Genomic DNA, 24,230 nt, shown 5'->3' on the forward strand with positions numbered 1-24,230 from the left:
CGGGCCCGCCGGAGCCGGTCGGGGAGCGAACAGCGGGTGACGAACGGGTGGCCTGCCTGTGATCTTGATCCCGCCCGACCTGCCCGTTTCTGCTCACCTGGGCGCTTCCCCGTACGATAGGAGGAAGCCGGGGCATGTCCGTTGCCACGGCGGGTGGACCGGTAGTAGCAGGCGGAACGGGCGGCGGCGATCCAGCAGGGATCGCTGGTCGGCGTCTCGCGGCCGGGCGCCGTAACCCACGATTCCAGGAGAATCAGCTAGGCATGCCCACGCGCAACGACATCCGCAACGTCGCTATCGTCGCCCACGTCGACCACGGCAAGACCACTCTGGTCGACGCCATGCTGAAGCAGGCCGGCGCCTTCGCCGCCCACCAGCACCTGGACGACCGGATGATGGACTCCAACGACCTGGAGCGCGAGAAGGGCATCACCATTCTCGCGAAGAACACCGCCGTCAAGTACCACCCGAAGGATGGTGGCGCGCCCATCACCATCAACATCATCGACACCCCGGGCCACGCCGACTTCGGTGGCGAGGTCGAGCGCGGTCTGTCGATGGTGGACGCGGTCGTCCTGCTGGTCGACGCCTCCGAGGGCCCGCTGCCGCAGACGCGCTTCGTGCTCCGCAAGGCGCTCACCGCCCGGCTGCCCGTCATCCTCTGCATCAACAAGACGGACCGCCCGGACTCCCGGATCGACGAGGTCATCAACGAGACCTACGACCTGTTCCTGGACCTGGACGCCGACGAGGACCAGATCGAGTTCCCGATCGTCTACGCCTGTGCCCGTGACGGCGTCGCCTCGCTGACCAAGCCGGAGAACGGCACCGTCCCGGCCGACAGCACCAGCCTGGAGCCGTTCTTCTCCACCCTGCTGGAGCACGTCCCGGCCCCGACGTACGAGGCTGACGCGCCGCTCCAGGCCCACGTCACCAACCTCGACGCCGACAACTTCCTCGGCCGCATCGCGCTGCTGCGCGTCGAGCAGGGCGAGCTGCGCAAGGGCCAGACCGTGGCCTGGATCAAGCGCGACGGCACCATCTCCAGCGTCCGCATCTCCGAGCTGCTGATGACCGAGGCGCTCACCCGCAAGCCGGCCGAGGTGGCGGGCCCGGGTGACATCTGCGCCGTCGCCGGCATCTCCGAGATCATGATCGGCGAGACCCTCGCCGACCCGGAGAACCCGATCGCGCTGCCGCTGATCACGGTGGACGAGCCGGCCATCTCGATGACCATCGGCACCAACACCTCGCCGCTGGTCGGCCGTGGCGGCAGCGGCAAGGGCGCGGACGCGAAGTCCAGCGGCAAGGTGGACCGCAAGGTCACCGCCCGCCAGGTGAAGGACCGCCTGGACCGTGAGCTGATCGGTAACGTCTCGCTGCGCGTCCTGGAGACCGAGCGCCCGGACGCCTGGGAGGTGCAGGGCCGCGGTGAGCTGGCGCTGGCCATCCTGATCGAGACCATGCGCCGCGAGGGCTTCGAGCTGACCGTCGGCAAGCCGCAGGTCGTCACCAAGCAGGTCAACGGCAAGACCCACGAGCCGGTCGAGCGCCTCACGGTGGACGTGCCGGAGGAGCACATGGGCGCGGTCACGCAGCTCATGGGCGTCCGCAAGGGCCGGATGGACAACATGTCCAACCACGGCTCGGGCTGGGTCCGGATGGAGTTCGTCGTCCCGTCCCGCGGTCTGATCGGCTTCCGGACCGAGTTCCTCACCAGCACCCGCGGCACCGGCATCGCGCACTCGATCCACGAGGGCCACGAGCCGTGGTTCGGCACCCTGACCACCCGCAACAACGGTTCGCTGGTCGCCGACCGGTCCGGCGTGGTCACCGCCTTCGCGATGACCAACCTCCAGGAGCGCGGCGTGCTCTTCTGCGAGCCGGGCACCGAGGTGTACGAGGGCATGATCGTCGGCGAGAACTCGCGCGCCGACGACATGGACGTCAACATCACCAAGGAGAAGAAGCTCACCAACATGCGTTCCTCGAACGCAGACGTGGCCGAGTCGATCGTCCCGCCGCGCAAGCTCTCGCTGGAGCAGTCGCTGGAGTTCTGCCGCGAGGACGAGTGCATCGAGGTGACCCCGGAGACGGTTCGCATCCGTAAGGTCGTCCTCGACGCGAAGGACCGCGGCCGCACCGCCTCGCGCGCCAAGAAGGCGTGATCCGGACGGCTTGACCGGCCTTTGGCCGGAATGCTTCGCCCCCCTTTCCCATGGAGAGGGGGGCGAACTTTTTCAACTACTCCAAGTTGTCGACGGGCGTATTAACGGAATAGCGCTCATCACTCCCAGGTGTCCGCTGAGCGAACGTGACAGTTCGTCATTCATGACGACTGTCCGTTTGGTGCCTGTCTGGCTATGTCTCTTATGTCCGGTTTTCGAAACTTACCGACTGTTCATGTGACCTAATTGAGATCGTCACTGGTCACTTTCGTGTCCGTGCGTGACGGATAGTGGGTGCAGTCAGGCTCGGGTCAAGGGTGACGCGCAGGGGTGCGCGCCGAAACCACGAGCGCGGACGGCACAGCGGGCCAGGTAACACCCGTCCGCAGTGCCCTCCTCGTTGCAACGTCGAATTCAGGAGGCACACCGATGCGTGGTGGGAGCCAGGCCAAGTGGGTTGTCGCAGCTGTTGCGGTCGCCCTCGCCGCGACTGCTTGTAGCAGTGGCGGTTCCACCGGTGGGAGCAGCTCCGATGGCGCTGCGGTCAACGCCCAGGGCGTGTTCAGCTACCAGAGCGGCGAGCCGCAGCGTCCGCTGCAGCCGGCCAACGCCATGGAGAACCAGGGCGGCCGCATCGTCAAGCAGCTCTTCCAGGGCCTCGTCGACTACGACCCCGCCACCGGCGCCCTGCGTAACCAGGTGGCCGACAAGATCGAGACCACTGACGCCAAGAACTACACCGTCACGCTGAAGTCCGGTTGGACCTTCCACGACGGCACCCCGGTGACGGCCAAGTCCTTCGTGGACTCCTGGAACTGGTCGGCGAACACCAAGAACAACCAGATCAACTCGGACTGGTTCTCCGACATCGTCGGCTACGACGCCGTTCACCCGGAGAAGGGTGACCCGACCGCCGACACCATGTCCGGTCTGAAGGTCGTCGACGACACGCACTTCACCATCGAGCTGAGCAGCCCGGTCTCGTACTTCACGTACAAGCTCGGCTACTCGGCCTTCTACCCGCTGCCGACCGGGTTCTTCTCCGACCCGGCGGGCTACGGCCAGAAGCCGGTCGGCAACGGCCCGTACAAGTTCGTGTCGTGGGAGCACAACAAGGCCATCACCCTGGCCGCCTTCGACAAGTACGCGGGCACGAACAAGGCCAAGAACGGCGGCATCGTCTTCCGGAACTACACCGCCGGTGAGGCCGCGTACAAGGACCTGATGTCGGACACCCTCGACGTCCTGGACCAGGTCGACTCGACCGACCTGCCCAAGTACAAGGACGACCTGGGCAAGCGCGCGGTCGACCAGCCGCAGGGCGCCATCCAGAACATCTCCTTCGCGCTGTACAACGCCGACTGGAACGCGCCGGAGAAGGCCAAGGTCCGCCAGGGCCTGTCGATGGCCATCGACCGCGACACCATCACCAAGACCGTGCTGAACGGCACGCGTCAGCCCGCCGACGGCTTCGTGGCGCCCGGCGTCATGGGCTACAAGGCCGGCGCCTGCGGCGACGCCTGCAAGTACGACCCGGCCAAGGCCAAGCAGCTGATCGCCGAGGGCAACGGCGTGCCCGGCAACAAGATCACCATCCTCTACAACTCCGATGGTGGTCACAAGGAGTGGGTCGACGCGGTCTGCAACTCGATCCGCCAGGCCACCGGCGTCGAGTGCCTCGGTGACCCGAAGCCGGACTTCAAGACCTCGCGCGACATCGTGACCAAGCGTCAGGTGTCGAGCATGATGCGTACCGGCTGGGTGCAGGACTACCCGCTGAACGCCAACTTCCTGCGCGACGTCTACGGCACCGGTGCGGCGGCGAACGACGCCGGCTACTCCAGCCCGGAGTTCGACAAGCTCTCGAAGGAGGCCGACGCGGCCACCACGGTGGAGAAGACCACCGAGCTCTACCAGCAGGCCGAGGCCGTCCTGGCCAAGGACATGCCGGCCATCCCGCTCTGGTACTACAAGACCAGCTCCGGCTGGTCCAACAACGTCCAGAACGTGAAGTTCGACTCCTTCGGCAACCCGGTCTACACCGACGTCGAGGTCAAGAAGAAGTAATCGGTCGGCACCGCCTGACCCGGTGACAACGGCCGGTGCCCGTCCCATCCCCACAAGGGCGAGGACTGGCACCGGCCGTTGGCACGCCGACTTATCTCTGGCCGGGATGACGGGCCCGGCAGAGTCATACATGGAGGCACGATGGGGCGCTTTGTCGCAAGGCGACTGCTCCAGATGATCCCGGTCTTCCTCGGAACGACCGCGCTCATCTTTTTCATGGTGCACGCGCTGCCGGGTGACCCGGTGGCCGCGATGTGGGGCGACAAGGCGCCGGACCCGGCCCAGCTCGCCGCTCTGAGGCACCAGATGGGCTTCGACAAGCCGCTGGTCCAGCAGTACCTCGACTACATGGGGAAGCTGCTCACCGGTGACTTCGGAACCACCCTGGACCAGCGGCCGGTGCTCGACGTGATCACCGATGCGCTGCCGGTCACCACCCGGCTGGCGCTGTTCGCGTTCGCCATCGAGATCGTGCTCGGCGTCACCATCGGCCTCTTCGCCGGTCTGCGCCGCGGCAAGGCGTTCGACAAGAGCACCCTGGTCCTGACCCTGCTGCTGATCTCGATCCCGGTTCCGGTGCTGGGCTTCATCTTCCAGACGGTCTTCGGGCAGAACCTGAAGTGGGTCACGCCGACCGTCCAGGACAGCAACGACATCACCCAGCTGGTGTTGCCGGCGTTCGTGCTCGGCTCGCTGTCGCTGGCGTACGTGGCGCGTCTCACCCGTACCTCCATAGCCGAGAACATCAAGGCCGACTACGTCCGCACCGCGGTGGCCAAGGGCCTGCCCCGGCGCAAGGTGATCGGCACCCACCTGCTCCGCAACTCGATGATCCCGGTGGTCACCTTCCTCGGCACCGACCTGGGCGCCCTGATGGGTGGCGCGATCGTGACCGAGGGCATCTTCAACGTCAAGGGCATCGGCAACGCGCTCTACGCGGCGATCAACCACAAGGAGGGCCCGACGGTCGCCGGCTTCGTGGCCTTCCTGGTGCTCGTATACCTGGCCGCCGGCCTGATCGTCGACCTGCTTTACGCGGTCCTGGACCCGAGGATCCGTTATGCCTGACCTGACCGAGAAGAAGACGGCCGAGGAGATCCCGGCCCAGCGTGGCGCCGACACCCCGGCGGCCAAGCCCGAGAAGGCCCGCAGCCTCGGCTCCGACGCCTGGCACGACCTGCGCCGCAAGCCGATCTTCGTGATCTCCGCGCTGCTGATCCTGCTGCTGATCGTCATCGCGATCGCCCCCGGGCTGTTCACCTCGGCGGACCCGCGCGCCGGCGACCTGCGCGCGCACTACCTGACGAAGCCGAACTACAGCCACTTCTTCCAGGCGGACTGGTTCGGCTACGACCTCCAGGGCCGCAGTATCTACGCCCGGGTGATCTACGGCGCCCGCGCCTCGGTCGTCGTCGGCATCTGCGTCACGGCGGGTGTGACCATCCTCGGTGGCATCACCGGCATGCTGGCCGGCTACTTCGGTGGCTGGGTCGACACGATCATCTCCCGGGTCACCGACATCTTCTTCGGCATCCCGCTGCTGCTCGGCGCCCTGGTCATCCTCAACGCCTTCACCTCGCGCACCATCTGGAGCGTGGTCTTCGCGCTGGTCTCCCTGGGCTGGACCCAGATGACCCGTGTCATGCGCGGTTCGGTCATCACGGTCAAGCAGGCCGACTTCGTGACGGCCGCCAAGGCGCTCGGCGCAGGCACCAGCCGGATCCTGTGGAAGCACATCCTGCCGAACGCGGTCGCCCCGGTGATCGTCGTCGCCACCATCGCGCTCGGCGGCTACATCGCCACCGAGGCGACGCTGAGCTTCCTCGGCATCGGTCTGCAGGACCCGACCATCTCCTGGGGCATCGACATCAACACCGCCCAGAAGGTGATCCGGACCGCCCCGTTCGCCCTGTTCTTCCCCGCCGGAATGCTGAGCCTCACGGTTCTGGCCTTCATCATGCTCGGCGACGCGGTGCGCGACGCCCTCGACCCGAAGCTCCGCTGAGAGAAGAGGTGACGACCCGATGACCACCGTGATCGAGAACAACAACCAGAAGAGCGGCCGACTCGAAGTTGGCACCCCGCTGCTGGAGGTCAAGAACCTCCACGTGGAGTTCCACACCCGGGACGGCATCGCGAAGGCCGTGAACGGCGTCAACTACTCCGTCGCGGCCGGCGAGACGCTCGCCGTGCTCGGAGAGTCCGGCTCCGGCAAGTCCGTGACCGCCCAGACCATCATGGGCATCCTGGACATGCCGCCCGGCAAGGTGACGCAGGGCGAGATCCTGTACCGCGGCCAGGACATGCTCAAGATGGGCAACGAGGAGCGGCGCAGGATCCGCGGCCAGAAGATCGCGATGATCTTCCAGGACGCGCTGTCCTCGCTCAACCCCGTGCTCAGCGTGGGCTACCAGCTCGGCGAGATGTTCCGGGTGCACCAGGGCGCCTCCAAGAAGGATGCCAAGGAGAAGGCCATCGAGCTGATGGACCGGGTGCGCATCCCGGCCGCCAGGCAGCGCGTCGGCGACTACCCGCACCAGTTCTCCGGCGGCATGCGCCAGCGCATCATGATCGCCATGGCGCTCTCGATGCAGCCCGACCTGATCATCGCGGACGAGCCCACCACCGCCCTGGACGTCACCGTCCAGGCCCAGGTGATGGACCTGCTCGCGGAGCTCCAGGCCGAGTACAACATGGGCCTGATCCTGATCACCCACGACCTCGGCGTGGTCGCCGACGTCGCGGACAAGATTGCCGTGATGTACGCCGGCCGGATCGTCGAGACCGCCCCGGTGCACGACCTGTACGCCAACCCGGCGCACCCGTACACCAAGGGCCTGCTCCGCTCGATCCCGCGCCTGGACCAGAAGGGTCAGGAGCTCTACGCGATCCAGGGCCTGCCCCCGAACCTGCTGAAGGTCCCGGCCGGCTGCGCGTTCAACCCCCGCTGTGACGTCGCCACCGACCTGTGCCGCACGGAGATCCCGGCGCTGCACCAGGTGACCGACAAGGACGGCAAGGAGCTCACCGGCCGCCGCAGCGCGTGCCACCTCTGGAAGGAGACCCTCCATGGCTGAGCCCATCCTGGAGGTCAAGGACCTGGTCAAGCACTACCCGCTGAGCCAGGGCATCCTCTTCAAGAAGCAGGTCGGCGCGGTCAAGGCGGTCGACGGCATCTCCTTCGAGCTGGCGAAGGGCGAGACGCTCGGCATCGTCGGCGAGTCCGGCTGTGGCAAGTCCACGCTGGCCAAGGTGCTGATGAACCTGGAGCGGGCGACCTCCGGCCAGGTGCTGTTCAAGGGCGAGGACATCTCCAAGCTGTCCGGCCAGGCCCTCAAGGCCGTCCGCCGGAACATCCAGATGGTGTTCCAGGACCCGTACACCTCGCTGAACCCGCGCATGACGGTCGGCGACATCATCGGGGAGCCCTTCGAGATCCACCCCGAGGTGGCGCCCAAGGGCGACCGCCGCAAGGCCGTCCAGGACCTGCTGGACGTCGTGGGTCTGAACCCGGAGTACATCAACCGGTACCCGCACCAGTTCTCCGGCGGCCAGCGCCAGCGCATCGGCATCGCCCGCGGTCTCGCGCTCAAGCCCGAGATCATCATCTGCGACGAGCCGGTCTCCGCCCTGGACGTGTCCGTCCAGGCGCAGGTGATCAACCTGCTGGAGAAGCTGCAGGGCGACTTCGGCCTGTCGTACATGTTCATCGCGCACGACCTCTCCATCGTCCGGCACATCTCCGACCGCGTCGGCGTGATGTACCTCGGCAAGATGGTCGAGATCGGCACCGACGAGCAGATCTACGACAACGCCACCCACCCGTACACCCAGGCGCTGCTCTCCGCGGTGCCGGTGCCGGACCCGACGGCGCGCGAGAACCGCGATCGGATCATCCTGACCGGTGACATCCCCTCGCCGGCCAACCCGCCGTCCGGCTGCCGCTTCCGCACCCGCTGCTGGAAGGCGGAGGACCGCTGCGCCGAGGAGATCCCGCTGCTCGCGGTGCCCTCGGTGCTGAAGGGCCCGGCCGCGCACGAGTCGGCCTGTCACTTCGCCGAGGTCCGGGAGCCGGCCGCCGCCTGACTCCCCGTGGCATCCCCGGAAGGGCCCGTGGCTTCGCGCCGCGGGCCCTTCCGTCGTTCCGTCAACTCACGGGGCGTCCGGTGCACCCGTCCGGGTGCACCTGACTCGCGCCGTCGTCCGGGCGCGCTTCTCATGGGGTGTGATGCGACACACACCACGAGGAGGGACTTCCATGCCCGTAGCCGCCCGTGCTCGCTGGGTCCTCGCCGCTGCGACATCCGTGGCCCTGGTGGCCACCGGGTGCAGCAGCGGCGGCGGCGGAAGCAGCAACAGCTCGTCGGACAGCAGCAAGAGCTTCAGCTACCAGAGCAGTGAGCCGCAGAACCCGCTGCAGCCGGCCAACGCGAACGAGGTCGGCGGTGGTCGCATCATCCAGAACCTCTTCAAGGGGCTGGTCGACTACGACCCCGCCACCGCCAAGATCCGGATGCAGGTCGCCGACAAGATCGACACCAGCGACTCCCAGACCTTCGACGTCACGCTGAAGGACGGCTGGAAGTTCCACGACGGCACGCCGGTGCACGCCAAGAACTTCGTGGACTCCTGGAACTGGAGCGCGACCACCAGCAACAACCAGATCAACAGCTCCTGGTTCTCCGACATCGAGGGCTACCAGGACGTCCACCCCGGCAGCGGCCAGCCGACCGCGACCAAGATGTCCGGCCTGACCGTGGTCGACGACCTGCACTTCACCGTCAAGCTCAGCAACAAGGTCTCGTACTTCGAGTACAAGCTCGGCTACATCGCCTTCTCCCCGCTGCCGGACGCCTTCTTCAACGACCCGACCGGGTACGGGCAGAAGCCGGTGGGCAACGGCCCCTACCAGTTCGTCAGCTGGAACCACAACACCGAGGTCGTCACCAAGGCCTTCCCGGACTACCAGGGCGTCGACAAGCCGAAGAACGGCGGCATCGTCTTCAAGATGTACACCACGTCCGAGGCCGCCTACGCCGACCTCCAGTCCAGCAACCTGGACGTGATGGACCAGGTGCCGCCGTCCGCGCTGGCGACGTACAAGAGCGACCTCGGAGACCGGGCGATCGACGCCCCGCAGGGCGCCATCCAGAACATCGGCTTCACCCTCTACCAGGCCGACTGGGCCGCGCCCGACAAGGCCAAGGTGCGCCAGGGCCTGTCCATGGCGATCGACCGCGACACCATCACCAAGACGGTGCTGCAGAACTCCCGCAAGCCGGCAACCGCCTGGGTGGCCGAGGGCGTCGAGGGCTACAAGGACGGCGCCTGCGGCGACTTCTGCAAGTTCGACCCCGCCAAGGCCAAGCAGCTGATCAGCGACGGCGGCGGCGTCCCCGGCAACAAGCTGCTGATCACCTACAACTCCGACGGCGGCCACAAGGAGTGGGTCGACGCGGTCTGCAACTCGATCCGGCAGAGCACCGGCGTCGAGTGCCTCGGAGACCCGAAGCCCGACTTCAAGACCGCCCGCGCCGCGATCACCGGGCACCAGGTCAACGGCGCCTTCCGCACCGGCTGGGTGCAGGACTACCCGCTGAACGCCAACTTCCTGTCCGACGTGTACCGCACCGGCGCCGCGGCCAACGACTTCGGCTACAGCAACCCGCAGTTCGACCAGGCGGCCACCAAGGCCGACGAGGCCGCCAGCGTCGCCGACACGGTGACCGGCTACCAGCAGGCCGAGGCGGTGCTGCCGAGCGGGATGCCGGCCATCCCGCTCTGGTACTACCGCACCAACTCGGGTTACTCGACCAAGGTGCAGAACGTGAAGTTCGACTCCTTCGGAAACCCGGCCTGGACCCAGGTCGAGGTCAAGGGCTGATCCCCCGACCCCTCGCGCCGGCCCCGCCCTTCCCGCACGGAGGGCGGGGCCCGGCCCTCCCGGCCGACCGTCCCCGGCCGGCCGTGCACCCAGGGCACGTCTAGGAAGGAGGCTCGGATGGGCAGTTACGTGCTGCGGCGGGTGCTGCAGATGATCCCGGTGTTCTTTGGCACCACGCTGCTGATCTTCCTGATGGTCTACACGCTGCCGGGCGACCCGGTGTCGGCGCTGTTCGGCGAGAAGGCCGCCGACCCGGCCATCGTGGCCAGCATCAAGCACAAGTACTTCCTGGACCAGCCGGTCTGGAAGCAGTACCTGCACTACATGGGGAACCTCTTCCAGGGGGACTTCGGGACGAGCTTCACCGGCCGCCCCGTCTCCGAGATCATGGCGACCGCCTTCCCGGTCACCATCCGGCTCGCGTTGATGGCCTTCGTCTTCGAAGTGGTCCTCGGCCTCGCCCTGGGTATGGCCTCCGGCCTCCGGCGCGGCAGCGTCCAGGACACCCTGGTGCTGATCCTCACCCTGGTGGTGATCTCGATCCCGGTCTTCGTGCTGGCCTACATCGCGCAGACGATCTTCGCCACCAACCTCGGCTGGGTCACCCCGACGGTGCAGGACTCCACCGACCTCTCCCAGCTGATCCTGCCCGCGATCGTGCTGGGCTCGCTCTCGCTCGCGTACGTCGCCCGGCTCACCCGGACGTCCATCGGCGAGAACCTGCGGGCCGACTACATCCGCACGGCGGTCGCCAAGGGGCTGCCCCGGCGGACCGTCATCTCCCGCCACCTGCTGCGCAACTCGCTGATCCCGGTGGTCACCTTCCTCGGCACCGACCTCGGCGCCCTGATGGGCGGGGCGATCGTCACCGAGGGCATCTTCAACGTGCAGGGCGTCGGCAACGTCCTGTACCGGGCGATCAACCAGAAGGAAGGCCCCACCGTGGTCGGCATCGTGACCGTCCTGGTGATCGTCTACCTCGTCGCCAGCCTGCTCGTCGACCTGCTCTACGCGGTCCTGGACCCGAGGATCCGCTATGCCTGACGTCCACGACGAGAACTCGTACGAGCCGCGCCCCAAGCCCGGGGTCTCGCACCTCGACTACGCCGGGGAGCAGGGCATGGCGGTCGAGCAGGAGACCCTGGTCGAGCCCGACCCGGCCAAGCGGGAGGAGGCCCGCAGCCTCTGGGGCGACGCCTGGCGGGACCTGCGCCGGCGGCCGATCTTCCTGATCTCCGCCGTGCTGATCCTGCTGCTGGTCGTCATGGCGGTCTTCCCCTGGGCGTTCACCGACGCCGACCCGCGCAAGGCCGACCTGATCCACGACTACCTCAGGCGGCCGGACTGGACGGACTTCTTCGGTGCCGGCTGGTTCGGCTACGACGGGCAGGGCCGGTCGATCTACGCCCGGGTGGTGTACGGCGCCCGCGCCTCGATCACCGTCGGCATCTGCGTGACCCTGTCGGTCACCGTGCTCGGCGGACTGGCCGGCATGGTCGCCGGCTACTTCGGCGGCGCCGTCGACGCGGTGATCTCCCGGATCACCGACATCTTCTTCGGCCTCCCGCTGCTGCTCGGCGCCCTGGTGCTGCTGAACGCCTTCACCACCCGAACGGTGTGGAGCGTGGTCATCGCGCTGGCCTTCCTCGGCTGGACCCAGATCGCCCGCGTCATGCGCGGCGCCGTGCTGACCGTCAAACAGTCCGACTACGTGGTGGCCGGCCGGGCGCTCGGCGCCGGTACGGGGCGGCTGATGTTCCGGCACATCCTGCCGAACGCGATCGCCCCCGTGATCGTCGTCGCCACCATCGCGCTCGGCGGCTACATCGCCACCGAGGCGACGCTGAGCTTCCTCGGCATCGGTCTGCAGGACCCGACCATCTCCTGGGGCATCGACATCTCCTCCGCCCAGAAGGTGATCCGGACGGCGCCGTACGTGCTGTTCTTCCCGGCCGTGGCGCTCTCCGTCACCGTGCTGGCCTTCATCATGCTGGGCGACGCGGTGCGCGACGCCCTCGACCCGAAGCTTCGCTGAGCGAGGGGAGCGCAACGTGAGTACAGCTGTGGACGCCAGCAGGTCCGAGCGGGCCGCGTCGTACGAGGGGCCGCTGCTCGACGTCCGCGACCTGCACGTCGAGTTCGTCACCCGGGACGGCGTGGCCAAGGCGGTCAACGGGGTCGACTACAGCGTCCGGGCGGGGGAGACGCTCGCGGTGCTCGGCGAGTCCGGTTCGGGCAAGTCGGTGACCGCGCAGGCGATCATGGGCATCCTGGACATGCCGCCGGCCCGGATCCCGCGCGGGGAGATCCGCTTCCGCGGTCGGGACATGCTGAAGATGGGCAACGAGGAGCGGCGCAGGATCCGCGGCCAGAAGATCGCGATGATCTTCCAGGACGCGCTGTCCTCGCTCAACCCGGTGCTGACGGTGGGCTTCCAGCTCGGCGAGATGTTCCGCGCCCACCGGGGGGCGTCCCGCAAGGAGGCCAAGGACAGGGCCGTCGAACTGATGGACCGGGTGCGGATCCCGGCGGCCAAGCAGCGGGTGAACGACTACCCGCACCAGTTCTCCGGCGGCATGCGCCAGCGCATCATGATCGCCATGGCGCTGGCCCTGGAACCGGACCTGATCATCGCGGACGAGCCCACCACCGCGCTGGACGTCACCGTCCAGGCGCAGGTGATGGACCTGCTCGCGGAGCTCCAGGCGGAGTACAACATGGGCCTGATCCTGATCACCCACGACCTCGGCGTGGTCGCCGACGTCGCCGACAAGATCGCCGTGATGTACGCCGGCCGGATCGTCGAGACCGCCCCGGTGCACGAGCTGTACGCGCGCCCCGCGCACCCGTACACCCGCGGCCTGCTGGACTCCATCCCGCGGCTGGACCAGAAGGGCCAGGAGCTCTACGCCATCAAGGGCCTGCCGCCCAACCTGCTGCGGATCCCCCAGGGCTGCGCCTTCAACCCGCGCTGCCCGCGGGCGCAGGACCGCTGCCGGGCCGAGGTGCCGGAGCTGTACCCGGTCGCCGAGGACGACGGCGCCCCGCTGGCCGGGCGGGGCAGCGCCTGCTTCTTCTGGAAGGAGACCCTCCATGGCCGCTAACGGGTCCACCGCACTGGGTGCCGCGGTGCCGGAGGAGGCCGCCTTCGCCCAGGAAGTGCCGCGCGGCGAGCCGATCCTCGAAGTCCGGGACCTGGTCAAGCACTTCCCGCTGACCAAGGGCGTGCTGTTCAGGAAGCAGGTCGGCGCCGTGAAGGCCGTCGACGGGATCTCCTTCGACCTGAGGCAGGGCGAGACGCTGGGCGTCGTCGGCGAGTCCGGCTGCGGGAAGTCCACGCTGGCCAAGGTGCTGATGAACCTGGAGCCGGCCACCGGGGGATCGGTCCGCTACAAGGGCGAGGAGATCTCCCGGCTGTCCGGGTCGGCGCTGAAGGCCGTCCGCCGCAACATCCAGATGGTGTTCCAGGACCCGTACACCTCGCTGAACCCGCGCATGACGGTCGGCGACATCATCGGGGAGCCCTTCGAGATCCACCCCGAGGTGGCGCCCAAGGGGGACCGCCGCAAGGCCGTCCAGGACCTGCTGGACGTGGTCGGGCTCAACCCCGAGTACATCAACCGCTATCCGCACCAGTTCTCCGGAGGGCAGCGCCAGCGCATCGGCATCGCAAGGGGGTTGGCGCTCAGGCCGGAGATCATCATCTGTGACGAGCCGGTCTCCGCGCTGGACGTGTCGGTGCAGGCGCAGGTGATCAACCTGCTGGACAAGCTGCAGGGGGAGTTCAACCTCTCGTACATGTTCATCGCGCACGACCTCTCCATCGTCCGGCACATCTCGGACCGGGTCGGCGTGATGTACCTCGGCAAGATGGTCGAGATCGGCAGCGATGCCGAGATCTACGACCACGCCACCCACCCGTACACCCAGGCGCTGCTCTCCGCCGTCCCCGTGCCGGACCCGACGGCCCGGGAGTCGCGGGACCGGATCGTGCTCACCGGGGACGTGCCCTCGCCGGCCAACCCGCCGTCCGGCTGCCGCTTCCGCACCCGCTGCTGGAAGGCGCAGGACCGCTGCGCGGCCGAGATCCCGCTGCTCGCCTCGCCGTCCTGGCTGGGCGGGGCGGCCCGGCACGACTCGGCGTGTCACTTCGCGGCGGAGCGCGAAATCGGGCAGAGCGCGGCGGAGCGCGAGATCGGGCAGAGCGCGGCGGAGCGCGAGATGGGGCAGAGCGCGGCGGAGCGCGAGGTCGGGCAGGGCGGTACCGAGCCCGGTTAGCGGCTCGCGAGACCCAGGGCGCGCCCCCGCACCGGGGGTGCGCCCTTTCTTGTGATGGAAAAGAGACGTGCCGCGCGATTCCGCAAGTGGGGTCGGGTCGTTGATAGTTGCTCTGCGCGTACAGGTGCTCGCCGCTGCGCTGGGGGAGGGCTGCTCGGATGGACATGGTGGAGGTGATCGGCGGCGGTCGGGAGAACCTGGTGCCCGGGACCCCGCTGCTGGAGGTCGACGACCTGCACGTCGAGTTCCGTACCCGGGACGGCGTGGCCAGGGCCGTCAACGGGGTGAGCTACTCGGTGTCGGCCGGGGAGACGCTGGCGGTGCTGGGTGAGTCCGGTTCGGGCAAGTCGGTGACCGCGCAGGCGATCATGGGCATCCTGGACACGCCGCCCGGGCGGATCACCGGCGGGCGGATCCTCTACCGCGGCGAGGACCTGCTGACCATGGGCTCCAGGGCCCGGCGGTTCGTCCGGGGCCAGAAGATCGCGATGATCTTCCAGGACGCGCTGTCCTCGCTCAACCCGGTGCTCAGCGTGGGGTACCAGCTCGGCGAGATGTTCCAGGTGCACCGCGGCGCCAGCCGCAAGGAGGCCAGGGAGAGGGCCATCGAGCTGATGGACCGGGTGCGGATCCCGGCGGCCAGGCAGCGCGTCGGTGACTACCCGCACCAGTTCTCCGGCGGCATGCGCCAGCGCATCATGATCGCCATGGCGCTCTCCATGGAGCCGGACCTGATCATCGCGGACGAGCCCACCACCGCGCTGGACGTCACCGTGCAGGCCCAGGTGATGGACCTGCTGGCCGAGTTGCAGCACGAGTTCCACATGGGGCTGATCCTGATCACCCACGACCTCGGCGTGGTCGCCGACGTCGCGGACACGATCGCGGTGATGTACGCGGGCCGGATCGTCGAGACGGCCCCGGTGCGCGACCTGTACGCGCGCCCCGCCCACCCGTACACCCGGGGACTGCTCGACTCGATCCCGCGGCTGGACCAGAAGGGGCAGAACCTCCACGCCATCAAGGGCCTGCCGCCCAGCCTCCTGGAGATCCCGCAGGGCTGCGCGTTCAACCCGCGCTGCGACCGGGTGCAGGACCGCTGCCTGAGCGAACTCCCGCCGCTGGTGCCGATGGTGGACGCCGAGGGCGCCGAGCTGCCGGGCCGTCGCAGCGCCTGCCACTTCTGGCGGGAGACCCTGCACGGCTGAGGGCGCCGGGGCGCCGCCGGCGCCTACCGCTCGAAGCCGACGTTCTCCCAGACGATGTCGGACAGCCCCTGGGCGCCGATGTTGGCGAGGTTGGCGCGGGCGCCGTACAGCTGCGGGCGCTGGTAGAGCGGCAGCACGCCGGCCACCTTCCACAGCTCGCCGTCGGCCTGGTTGATCGCCTCGGAGGCGGTGGCCGCGTCGGGCGCGGCGGCGGCCCGGTCGAGGGCGGCGTCCACCGCCGGGCTGCCCGCGCCGACGTGGTTGGTGCCGCCGTTCTGGACGAAGTCGGCGCGGTTGCCGCTGGCCGGGAAGGGCGTGCCGAGCAGCGAGTACGCGGTGATGTCGAAGTCGCCGCGGTTGACGTACTTGTCGAAGAACTCGTTGGCGGCGGAGGTGACCGTGGTGACCTTGATGCCGATGTCCTTGAGCGTCCTGGTGGCGCTGTCGGCCTCGCTCTGCGCCTGGGTGACGCCGGCCGGGATGACCATCCGCAGGTTCAGCTCGCGGCCGTTGCGCTTGCGGACGTCGCCGTCGAGCCGCCAGCCGGCCGCGTCCAGCTTGCGGGCGGCCTCGGCGGGGTCGTAGCGGCTGAGGCCGAGGGAGTTGTCCCGGTAGGCGTTCTGGTTGGCGACCAGCAGGTGGTTGTTGAGCGGGGCGGCTGGCCAGTCCAGGCCGTTCAGGTCGGAGCGGATGACGGCGTCCCGGTTGATGGCCTGGAAGACGGCCTGGCGGACGGTCGCGTCGCTGAGCGCCGGGGTGCGGGCGTTGAGGGTGAGCTGGCGGAAGTCGGGCCCGCCGGCCCGGCGGACGGCGGCGCCCTTGGTGCTCTTGATGGTCTGGTAGCCGGCGACGTCCGGGCCGTTGTTGAAGAGGTCGATCTCGCCCTTGGCGAAGGCGGGGGCCATGGCGTTGGGCAGCATGGCGTGGAAGACGATCCGGTCCAGCATCGGCTTGTCGCCCCACCAGGCGGGGTCGGCGACCAGTGTGATGGTCTGGGCGGCGCGGTCCAGCCGTTCGACCTTGAACGGGCCGGCGGTGACCGGGATCGCGTCCAGGTAGGCGGAGTTGAACAGCTCCGGGGTGGCGAGCCGGCTCGCGGGCAGCAGCGGGGCGTTGGCGGCGCCGTTGAACATCGACTGCCACTCGGAGAACGGCCGGTCGAAGGTCATCACCGCCTGGAAGTCGTCCTTGCCCCGCTCGACCGAGGAGACCTGTTCGAAGCCGGTGTTGCTGGCGGGCCGGTAGGCCGGGTCCTTCCCGTTCAGCGCGCGCCAGTTGGCTTCGAGGTCGCGCCAGGTGATCGGGGTGCCGTCGGACCAGTGGGCCTTCGGGTTGAGCGTCCAGACGACGACCTGCCGGCCGTCCCGCAGCTCCGCGTGGGCGTCTTGCAGGTAGGCCGGGTTGACGGTCTGGGTGCCGGCCGCGTCGGAGCGGAAGAAGGTCGGCAGCAGCGGCTTGCTGACGCTGATCGTCGAGGACTCGCTGCCGTCGGTCTGGATCGGCGACCACTGGCGGGAGAACTGGGCGATCGCCAGGTGCAGGGTGCCGCCCTGGCGCAGCTGGGAGCGCTCGCGCGGGTTGACGTCGATCGAGGTGAGCTTGGGGGCCCCGGTGGCGGACGGCCCGTCCGCGGCGGCGCCACCCTGGCCGGAGGCGCACGAACAGAGCGTCAGTGAGAGCGACAGGGCGGTGAGACCGGCGAGCAGAGCCGTCCGGTGCTGGAGGCGGCGGCTCATCGGCGTGCTCCCCGAGGTGGCTGTGGCGGAAGGTGTGGCGTCACATCTTGCTGACCGGGAGGGGGAGTTGTCGAGGGGCGGGCCGGATGCCGGCCCGCCCCCCGATCGGTGCGGTCGCTGCTCAGGCGACGGTGAACTTGAAGGTGCGGTCCTTCTCGCCGGTCTTGTCGAGCAGCGAGGTGACGGCGTCCGCGACGTCCTGCGGGGTGATCGCGGCGTTCTGGCCGTTCTTCTTGACCTTCACCTTGTCGAACACGCTGCCCAGCTGGCCGTTCAGCGCGTCGAGGTCCCACTTGGGCACGATCTTGCCGGAGGCGTCCGGGACGAGCGTGAGCGTCTTGGCGGCGACCTGCTTGCCGAAGATCCACTTCTTGGCGCCGGCCAGGACGTACACGTTGCCGTTGAGCGCGGACTTGCCGAGGCTGTCCGCGGCGGCTTGCAGGGCCTGCGGGGAGACCTTGGGCTGGGCGGCCGTCACGGCGAGCGCGATCGGCTGCTCGGGCTTGCCGGCGGCGCGGTCGCGGTAGGCCTGCTCGACCACGTCGAGGGCGCTCGCCGAGTCGACGGCCTGGCCGGCCCGGCCGGGCACCACGACCGGGTCGCCGTTGTCGGCGAACTTGACGTAGCCCTCCTGAAGGCCCTGGCCCGAGCCGGAGGCCAGGGTGTCCAGGGCGGCCTTGAGCTTGGCCCGGTCCACCTTGACGTCCGGTGCGACCGCCTTGGTGCCGCCCTTCAGCGACTTGATGACGTCGACCGGGCTGTAGCTGTGCTGGGCGAGGCCGTCCACGGTGCCCGTGGTGTCGAAGCTCAGCCCGGCGACGGTCGGGTCGAGGTTCAGCGCCTGGTCGCCGACCTTCAGCTTGAGCGGCTGCTGGCCGGTCTTGCCGACGGTCTCGTCGAGCTGGTGGATCGCCTGGTCGCGGCTGTTGCCGCCGATGTCGGTGCCGAGCACCACGGTGCCCTTGGGGATGTCGGACTGGTTGAGCATCAGGCCGGTGCCGTACGCGGCGGCGCCGAGGAACAGCACGAAGCCGAAGCCGTACACGCCCAGCTTGACCAGCTTCTTGCCGGCGCTGGCCTTCGGCTTGGCCTTGCCCTTGGTCTTGGCGGGCGCGGGCGCGGGCGCGGGCGCGGACTCGGTCCTGGCCGGCTGCGGTGCGGGCCGGGGGCCCGGGGCGGGGGTCGGCAGCGGGGTGAACTCGGTGGCCTCCGGGTCCGGTCCGGGCTGCTGCGGGTGCCCGGGGGCGGTACCGGGGGCGCCGGGGAAGAGCCCGCCGGGGGCCGGGTGGGCGAAGGTGTCCTGGCCCGGCGCGGCGGGGCGCTGGGCGGCGAACGGGTCGGCACCGGCCGGGGCCGAGGCGAACAGGCCGGGCTGCGGGCGGACTTCGCCGCCGTGCGCGGCGCCGTTCTGCGGAAGGCCCGGTATGGCGGCGGGCGGCGGGGTGCCCTCGCGGATCGGCTCGAAGCCGTCGACCGAGGTGTCCTCCGGGTCCGTCGCGCCGGCCGCCGGGCCCTGCGGGCGGGCGCCCGGGCGCGGGCCCTGCTGCGGCCGTCCGTCGGACTGCCGGCCGTTGCGCCGGCCGCCGTTCTGCTGGGCGTCCTGCTGCGGGCGGTCGTCGCGCCGGCCACGGGCTCCGGCCGTGGGCGCCATCGGGGCGAACGGGTCGGCGGTGGGCGGCGCGAAGGGGGAGGCGGCCTCGTACACGCCGGGCTCCTCCGCCGGGGCCTGCGCACCGGGGCCGGCGGGGAACGGCGCACCGTTCGGATTCGGGGCCGGGTTCGGGGCCTGGGCCTGGGCGGGCACCGGTCGGCCGTTCGGACGGGCCGCGCCCTGGGCGGGGCGGGCACCGTTCGGGCGGGCGCCGGGGGCCGGGGCGGCCGTCGGCCGGGGCTCGGCGGCGGCGGGCGCGGCCGGGGCCTCCGGCGCGCCCGGGGTGTTCGGGGCACCGGCCGGTACGGCGGTCGGCGCCGGCTCGGCCTTCTTCTGCCGGGGCCGGAACCAGGCGCCGGTGGACTCGGCCTCGGACGTCGCCGGCGGGATCGGCGGGACCTGCCACTCCGGCGGCAGTTCCGGCGGGGTGGCCGTGCGGGCGCCGCCCTCCATCACCCCGAGGACGGGGGAGGAGGGCGCGGACCGGTGCCGCGGGCCGCCCGGCTCGGGGACGGCCGCCGGGGCCTCCTCGCCCGGGCCGTCCTCGTTCTTGACGGTGCTGCGGACCACGACCGGCGGGATCGGGCGCGACCCGGGGATGTTGATCCGGACCCGGGTCGTCAGGGTGGTCTCGGTCTTCGGGCCGTCGTCCTCGCCGCCCGACGCGGCGCCCTGGGCGGCACCGGCCCGGTCGCCGCCCGGGAGCCCCGGTGTGCCGTAGGGCGGGGTGCCCGACGGGTAGGCGTCCGGACCCGTACGCCGGGGCGTCGGGTGGGCGTTGTCAGATTCGCGGCTGCTCAATGCTGCTCTGCTCCGGGTTCGCGGGCGGGCCGTGCGGCGCGACCGCGGTTCGTGGTCGCCGGGCCTGGGCGGGCGGCGGTCGGGTACGGCGTTCTGCGGGACCACCATACTGGGAAGAACAGAGCGGCGAACGGCTTCGGACAGATCCTGATACGTCCGGTTCCTCCGGTATGAGAGTACGGCCGCGCGCTCCTGACTGCGCGTCGTGCGCGGTGCGTACGTGCCCCGCGGGCGGGTTCAGCGCGGCGGGCCGGGCACGCCCGGGAACCAGCTGCCGCGGGTCGGCAGGGTGGCGCAGATCACGCCCAGGACCGAGCCGCCGAACAGCCAGCCGAGCGAGGTGGCGTTGGACCACAGCACGTTGTCGCCCTCCGGCCGGGGCACGATCACCAGCAGCATCGCCATGAACCAGCCGGCCGCGGGCAGTGCCGCGCCCAGCCGGGTGCCGGTGACCCGTAGGCCGCCGTAGAAGGTGGCGCCGGTCGCCGCGAGCGCCAGCAGGACCCCCACGGGCGGCCACAAGGCCTGCACGAAGGATCCGCAGACCGACACCGCGACACCCAGCAGGAAGAACAGGACGTAGGCCGCGATCCGGGCGGCGCGCGGGGGCTGAGGCTCGGCCAGCCGTTCCCCGCGGGTGCCGAGGACGGCCGCCGGGAACGAGCGGCGCGGCGGCCGGGCGGCGGCGGGCTCGGTCATCGGACGCTCTCCTCGGCGGTGGCGGTGGCGGTGGCGGTGGGCAGCGGGTCGGCGGCGGGCGACAGCCCCGCGAACAGGTCGTCCTCGGGCCGCTCCGGCCCGGCCTGGCCGCGTACCAGCTGGTAGTACTCGGTGGCGACCAGCGGCTGGCCGAGGTCGTTGGAGAGCGCGAAGAAGGCGCCGTCCACGGTGATCTGAGTGGCGTGCGCGGCCATCGCGGCGGCCTTGCGCCCGGCGTACGCGGAGCCGTCCAGCACGGTGGTGACCACCTCGTCGGCCACCACCCCGGGAACGTCGGCGGGCCGGGCCGTCCCGGGGAAGGACGCCCGGGCGGCGGTCTCGGCGAGCCCGGCCTCGATCACCGAGCGGGGCATCCGGTTCCAGTACACCTTGGCGATCCGCCAGGCCGGGCCCAGCTCCGGGCGGTGCGCCGGATCGGCCGCCAGCTCGTACGCGCGCATCGCGACCCGGTGCGCCTGGATGTGGTCCGGGTGCCCGTAGCCGCCGTTCTCGTCGTAGGTGACCAGCACCTGCGGCCGGACCTCGCGGACCACCGCGACCAGGTGGCCGGCCGCCTCGTCGAGGTCGGCCCGCCAGAAGCAGCCGGGCACGTCGTTGTCGGGCAGGCCCATCATCCCGGAGTCGCGGTAGCGGCCAGGGCCGCCGAGGAAGCGGAGGTCGGTGACGCCGAGCGCGCGCATCGCCGCGGTCAGCTCGCCGATCCGGTACGCGCCGAGGGTGCCTTCCCGATCGGCCGTCAGATGGGCCAGCCCGGGCGGGATCACCTCGCCGCCCTCGCCGAGGGTGCAGGTCACCAGGGTGACCTGGGCGCCCTCGGCGGCGTACCGGGCCATGGTGGCGCCGTTGCCGATCGACTCGTCGTCGGGGTGGGCGTGCACCAGGAGCAGGCGGCGGCCGGTAGTCGCGGTCATGGGAGGAAGCCTAACGACCGCCGTGGCGGGGTCAGAGCTTCAGGCCGTTGATCATCCCGGCGAGGTTGCTGGTGACCTGGCTGATCGACGGCGCGATCGAGCTGGACGCCAGGTAGAAGCCGAGCAGCGCGCAGATGATCGCGTGCGCGAGCTTCAGCCCGGAGCGGCGGATCAGTACCACCACGATGACCAGCATCAGCATGGCTGCGGAGACGGACAAAGCCATGTCGGCTCACACCCCTTCTCGGGTGCGCCACCCCCTGGGGAGGGTGACGGTGGGACCGTACGGGACTTGCGGTCGGGCGACCGTGGCCGGGACGGGCCCGACGATCACTCGCCCGACCAGTCATACCCGATGAGTAAGGGGATCATTACATTCGGTGAGTCTCCACACGCCGGGGTACGGAGGCACTCGTAGGGCGCATGGGCCGGTCGGAGGGGGTATGGGCGCCTTTGGGGCGTACTCGGGAACGATGCTCCGAACGAGTGATCACCGGCGCCCGGCAGCGGGAGTACGGCGTCGTAGGGTCTGGTGCCATGACCTCCCACACCCCTGCGGACACCTTCCCCCGGCAGTACGCGCGGACCCTGCGCTACACCGTCGGCGCGCCCCGCTCCTTCTCCGTCGCACCGGACGGCTCGCGGGTCGTCTTCCTGCGCTCCCGATCGGGCGGCGACCGGGCCAACCTGCTCTGGACCCTCGACACCGCCACCGGCGAGGAGCGGATCGCCGCCGACCCGGCCGTGCTGCTCGGCGGCGGCGAGGAGGACCTCTCGCCCGCCGAGAAGGCCCGCCGCGAGCGCAGCCGCGAAGGCTCGGCCGGCATCGTCGGCTACGCCCTGGACGCGGCCGGCCGGCTGGCCGCCTTCGCCCTCTCCGGCCGGCTGTTCACCGCCGACCTGGCCACCGGCGCCACCGCTGAACTGCCCGCCCAGGGCCCGCTGCTGGACCCGCGGGTCTCCCCGGACGGCAGCCACGTCGCCTACGCCAACACCGCCGGCGAACTGCGCCTCACCCGCGCCGACGGCACCGCCGACCGGGTGCTCGCCGAGCCCGACGGCCCGAACGTCACCTGGGGGCAGGCCGAGTTCATCGCCCAGGAGGAGATGAGCCGCGACCGGGGCTTCTGGTGGTCCCCCGACGGCGACCGGCTGCTGGTCGAGCGCGCCGACGACACCCCGGTGCGCCGCTGGTGGATCGCCGACCCGGCCAACCCGCAGCGCGAGCCCGCCGAGGTCGCCTACCCGGCCGCCGGCACCGCCGACGCCGAGGTCGGCCTCTGGGTGCTCGACCTGGACGGCGGCCGCACCGAGGTGGTCTGGGACCGCACGGCCTTCCCGTACCTCGCCCGGGTGCACTGGTCCGCGGGCGGCGTGCCGCTGCTGCTCGTCCAGGCCCGCGACCAGCGCAGCCAGCTGGTCCTCGGCCTCGACGTGGCCACCGGCGCCACCGAGGTGCTGTTCGAGGAGCGCGACGACGCCTGGCTGGAGCTGTTCCAGGGCGTCCCGGCCTGGACCCCGGACGGCAAGCTGGTCCGGATCTCCGACGAGGGCGGCGTGCGGGCGCTGGTGATCGGCGACCAGGCCGTCACCGGGGCCGACCTGCACCTGCGCTCGGTGGTCGCCGTCACCGACGCCGAGGTGCTGTTCACCGCCTCCGGCGGCGCCGCGGAGACCGACCCCGAGCCCGGCTGGATCGCCGTCGGCCGGATCAGCCACGACGGCAAGCGGCTCGGCTGGGAGTCCGCCAACGGTCGTCCGTTCACCTCCGTCACCAGCGCCGTGCACGCGGGCGGGATCACCGTGCGCGCCACCGCCGAGCCCGACCTGCCCGGCACCCTCGTCCAGGTCGCCCGCGACCTGCCCGAAGGCGTGGTCGTCGACGACGTCGCCACCATCGCCTCCTACGCCGAGACCCCGGTCATCACCGCCCGCCCGGTGTTCCGCTTCGCCGGCGAGCGCCGCATCCCGGCCGCGGTCTTCCTGCCCACCGGCTACGACCGCGAGCGGGACGGCCTGCTGCCCGTCCTGATGGACCCGTACGGCGGCCCGCACGGCCAGCGCGTCGTCCAGGCGCACAACCCGCACCTCAACTCGCAGTGGTTCGCCGACCAGGGCTTCGCCGTGGTCGTCGCCGACGGGCGCGGCACCCCCGGCCGCAGCCCGGCCTGGGAGAAGTCCATCGCCTTCGACTTCGCCGGGGCCACCCTCGACGACCAGGTCGACGCGTTGCAGGCGCTCGCCGAGGAGTTCCCGCTGGACCTCGGCCGGGTCGCCATCCGCGGCTGGTCGTACGGCGGCTACCTCTCCGCGCTCGCCGTGCTGCGCCGCCCCGACGTCTTCCACGCGGCCGTCGCCGGCGCGCCGGTGACCGACTGGGAGCTGTACGACACCCACTACACCGAGCGCTACCTCGGCCACCCGGCCGAGCGGCCCGAGGTGTACGCGGCCAACTCGCTGACCGGCTACGCCGCCGGGCTGGAGCGGCCGCTGATGATCATCCACGGCCTGGCGGACGACAACGTGGTCGCCGCGCACACCCTGCGGCTGTCCTCCGCGCTGCTCGCGGCCGGCCGCCCGCACACCGTGCTGCCGCTGTCCGGTGTCACGCACATGACGCCGCAGGAGGAGGTCGCGGAGAACCTGCTGCTGCTCCAGGTCGACTTCGTGAAGCGCGCGCTGGGCCTCTGACACCCAGCCTGACCTGCGGTCGTGCGGCCGGTACCCCTGACCCGGGTACCGGCCGCAGCCATGACATCCGTCATACCGAAGGCACGACGGCGGACACTGCCGCCGCACCCCGCCC

18 protein-coding genes are annotated in these 24,230 nt (G+C 70.4%); 13 read left to right on the forward strand and 5 right to left on the reverse strand.

The features are described from left to right. Positions 1–263 precede the first annotated feature (263 nt). From typA to ACIOGZ_RS35625, 12 genes are all read left to right on the forward strand, one after another. Entirely contained in the window at positions 264–2,168 is a 1,905-nt protein-coding gene (typA, locus tag ACIOGZ_RS35570) for a translational GTPase TypA (protein ID WP_063347962.1), read from the forward strand. Positions 2,169–2,597: 429 nt separating this feature from the next. Beyond that, a complete protein-coding gene (locus ACIOGZ_RS35575; protein WP_363372516.1) occupies positions 2,598–4,235 on the forward strand; it encodes an ABC transporter substrate-binding protein in 1,638 nt (545 codons plus the stop codon). Between the two features lie 141 nt (positions 4,236–4,376). Beyond that, positions 4,377–5,303, forward strand: a complete 927-nt coding sequence (locus ACIOGZ_RS35580) for an ABC transporter permease (RefSeq protein WP_363372519.1) — start codon at positions 4,377–4,379, stop codon at positions 5,301–5,303. Next, a complete protein-coding gene (locus ACIOGZ_RS35585) occupies positions 5,296–6,240 on the forward strand; it encodes an ABC transporter permease (protein ID WP_363585426.1) in 945 nt (314 codons plus the stop codon). The genes ACIOGZ_RS35580 and ACIOGZ_RS35585 overlap by 8 nt, the downstream gene beginning before the upstream one ends. A gap of 19 nt (positions 6,241–6,259) precedes the next feature. Continuing rightward, positions 6,260–7,312, forward strand: coding sequence for an ABC transporter ATP-binding protein (locus tag ACIOGZ_RS35590; protein WP_363585425.1), 1,053 nt, complete (start codon positions 6,260–6,262; stop codon positions 7,310–7,312). Continuing rightward, a complete protein-coding gene (locus tag ACIOGZ_RS35595) occupies positions 7,305–8,321 on the forward strand; it encodes a dipeptide ABC transporter ATP-binding protein (protein ID WP_350879925.1) in 1,017 nt (338 codons plus the stop codon). The genes ACIOGZ_RS35590 and ACIOGZ_RS35595 overlap by 8 nt, the downstream gene beginning before the upstream one ends. A gap of 172 nt (positions 8,322–8,493) precedes the next feature. Further along, a complete protein-coding gene (locus ACIOGZ_RS35600) occupies positions 8,494–10,119 on the forward strand; it encodes an ABC transporter substrate-binding protein (RefSeq protein WP_400809832.1) in 1,626 nt (541 codons plus the stop codon). A 117-nt stretch (positions 10,120–10,236) separates the two neighbouring features. Continuing rightward, complete coding sequence (locus tag ACIOGZ_RS35605) at positions 10,237–11,163, forward strand: ABC transporter permease (protein ID WP_363585423.1); 927 nt, start codon at positions 10,237–10,239, stop codon at positions 11,161–11,163. Positions 11,164–11,239: 76 nt separating this feature from the next. Next, positions 11,240–12,154, forward strand: coding sequence for an ABC transporter permease (locus tag ACIOGZ_RS35610; protein ID WP_363585478.1), 915 nt, complete (start codon positions 11,240–11,242; stop codon positions 12,152–12,154). Between the two features lie 16 nt (positions 12,155–12,170). Then, on the forward strand, positions 12,171–13,223 hold the full coding sequence (locus tag ACIOGZ_RS35615) for an ABC transporter ATP-binding protein (RefSeq protein ID WP_363621425.1): 1,053 nt from the start codon (positions 12,171–12,173) through the stop codon (positions 13,221–13,223). Further along, entirely contained in the window at positions 13,213–14,397 is a 1,185-nt protein-coding gene (locus ACIOGZ_RS35620; protein WP_363585421.1) for a dipeptide ABC transporter ATP-binding protein, read from the forward strand. The genes ACIOGZ_RS35615 and ACIOGZ_RS35620 overlap by 11 nt, the downstream gene beginning before the upstream one ends. A gap of 158 nt (positions 14,398–14,555) precedes the next feature. Then, complete coding sequence (locus tag ACIOGZ_RS35625; RefSeq protein ID WP_363585420.1) at positions 14,556–15,605, forward strand: ABC transporter ATP-binding protein; 1,050 nt, start codon at positions 14,556–14,558, stop codon at positions 15,603–15,605. A gap of 23 nt (positions 15,606–15,628) precedes the next feature. Here ACIOGZ_RS35625 and ACIOGZ_RS35630 read toward each other — a convergent pair whose 3' ends face one another. The 5 genes from ACIOGZ_RS35630 to ACIOGZ_RS35650 form a co-directional block, all read right to left on the reverse strand. Continuing rightward, positions 15,629–17,341 (reverse strand): ABC transporter family substrate-binding protein, encoded by a 1,713-nt coding sequence (locus tag ACIOGZ_RS35630; protein WP_400988996.1) that lies wholly within the window; start codon positions 17,339–17,341, stop codon positions 15,629–15,631. Positions 17,342–17,462: 121 nt separating this feature from the next. Continuing rightward, on the reverse strand, positions 17,463–19,793 hold the full coding sequence (locus ACIOGZ_RS35635) for a peptidoglycan binding domain-containing protein (protein WP_400988998.1): 2,331 nt from the start codon (positions 19,791–19,793) through the stop codon (positions 17,463–17,465). A gap of 237 nt (positions 19,794–20,030) precedes the next feature. Then, positions 20,031–20,492 carry a DUF6113 family protein gene (locus ACIOGZ_RS35640; RefSeq protein ID WP_363585417.1) on the reverse strand — a complete coding sequence of 154 codons (462 nt, stop codon included), beginning with the start codon at positions 20,490–20,492 and terminating at the stop codon, positions 20,031–20,033. Further along, the gene (gene mshB / locus ACIOGZ_RS35645; protein WP_363629549.1) at positions 20,489–21,424 is read right to left on the reverse strand and encodes an N-acetyl-1-D-myo-inositol-2-amino-2-deoxy-alpha-D-glucopyranoside deacetylase; all 936 of its coding nucleotides are present in this window, start codon (positions 21,422–21,424) and stop codon (positions 20,489–20,491) included. The genes ACIOGZ_RS35640 and mshB overlap by 4 nt, the downstream gene beginning before the upstream one ends. 31 nt (positions 21,425–21,455) lie before the next feature. Beyond that, the gene (locus tag ACIOGZ_RS35650; protein WP_063347949.1) at positions 21,456–21,650 is read right to left on the reverse strand and encodes a DUF2304 family protein; all 195 of its coding nucleotides are present in this window, start codon (positions 21,648–21,650) and stop codon (positions 21,456–21,458) included. A 311-nt stretch (positions 21,651–21,961) separates the two neighbouring features. Here ACIOGZ_RS35650 and ACIOGZ_RS35655 point away from each other — a divergent pair, with 311 nt between their 5' ends. After that, on the forward strand, positions 21,962–24,115 hold the full coding sequence (locus tag ACIOGZ_RS35655) for a prolyl oligopeptidase family serine peptidase (RefSeq protein ID WP_400989000.1): 2,154 nt from the start codon (positions 21,962–21,964) through the stop codon (positions 24,113–24,115). The last annotated feature ends 115 nt before the right edge of the window (positions 24,116–24,230 follow it).

Source organism: Kitasatospora sp. NPDC088160 (assembly GCF_044741445.1).
Lineage (GTDB): Bacteria > Actinomycetota > Actinomycetes > Streptomycetales > Streptomycetaceae > Kitasatospora.

Excerpts from the sequence above, each read along its gene's own strand:
- ACIOGZ_RS35605 (WP_363585423.1), top strand. The coding sequence starts at position 10,237 with ATGGGCAGTTACGTGCTGCGGCGGGTGCTGCAGATGATCCCGGTGTTC.
- ACIOGZ_RS35580 (WP_363372519.1), top strand. The coding sequence starts at position 4,377 with ATGGGGCGCTTTGTCGCAAGGCGACTGCTCCAGATGATCCCGGTCTTC.
- typA (WP_063347962.1), top strand. The coding sequence starts at position 264 with ATGCCCACGCGCAACGACATCCGCAACGTCGCTATCGTCGCCCACGTC.
- ACIOGZ_RS35620 (WP_363585421.1), top strand. The coding sequence starts at position 13,213 with ATGGCCGCTAACGGGTCCACCGCACTGGGTGCCGCGGTGCCGGAGGAG.
- ACIOGZ_RS35625 (WP_363585420.1), top strand. The coding sequence starts at position 14,556 with ATGGACATGGTGGAGGTGATCGGCGGCGGTCGGGAGAACCTGGTGCCC.
- ACIOGZ_RS35600 (WP_400809832.1), top strand. The coding sequence starts at position 8,494 with ATGCCCGTAGCCGCCCGTGCTCGCTGGGTCCTCGCCGCTGCGACATCC.
- ACIOGZ_RS35640 (WP_363585417.1), bottom strand. The coding sequence starts at position 20,492 with ATGACCGAGCCCGCCGCCGCCCGGCCGCCGCGCCGCTCGTTCCCGGCG.
- ACIOGZ_RS35655 (WP_400989000.1), top strand. The coding sequence starts at position 21,962 with ATGACCTCCCACACCCCTGCGGACACCTTCCCCCGGCAGTACGCGCGG.
- ACIOGZ_RS35575 (WP_363372516.1), top strand. The coding sequence starts at position 2,598 with ATGCGTGGTGGGAGCCAGGCCAAGTGGGTTGTCGCAGCTGTTGCGGTC.
- ACIOGZ_RS35585 (WP_363585426.1), top strand. The coding sequence starts at position 5,296 with ATGCCTGACCTGACCGAGAAGAAGACGGCCGAGGAGATCCCGGCCCAG.
- ACIOGZ_RS35630 (WP_400988996.1), bottom strand. The coding sequence starts at position 17,341 with ATGAGCCGCCGCCTCCAGCACCGGACGGCTCTGCTCGCCGGTCTCACC.
- ACIOGZ_RS35610 (WP_363585478.1), top strand. The coding sequence starts at position 11,240 with ATGGCGGTCGAGCAGGAGACCCTGGTCGAGCCCGACCCGGCCAAGCGG.
- ACIOGZ_RS35590 (WP_363585425.1), top strand. The coding sequence starts at position 6,260 with ATGACCACCGTGATCGAGAACAACAACCAGAAGAGCGGCCGACTCGAA.
- ACIOGZ_RS35650 (WP_063347949.1), bottom strand. The coding sequence starts at position 21,650 with ATGGCTTTGTCCGTCTCCGCAGCCATGCTGATGCTGGTCATCGTGGTG.
- ACIOGZ_RS35595 (WP_350879925.1), top strand. The coding sequence starts at position 7,305 with ATGGCTGAGCCCATCCTGGAGGTCAAGGACCTGGTCAAGCACTACCCG.
- mshB (WP_363629549.1), bottom strand. The coding sequence starts at position 21,424 with ATGACCGCGACTACCGGCCGCCGCCTGCTCCTGGTGCACGCCCACCCC.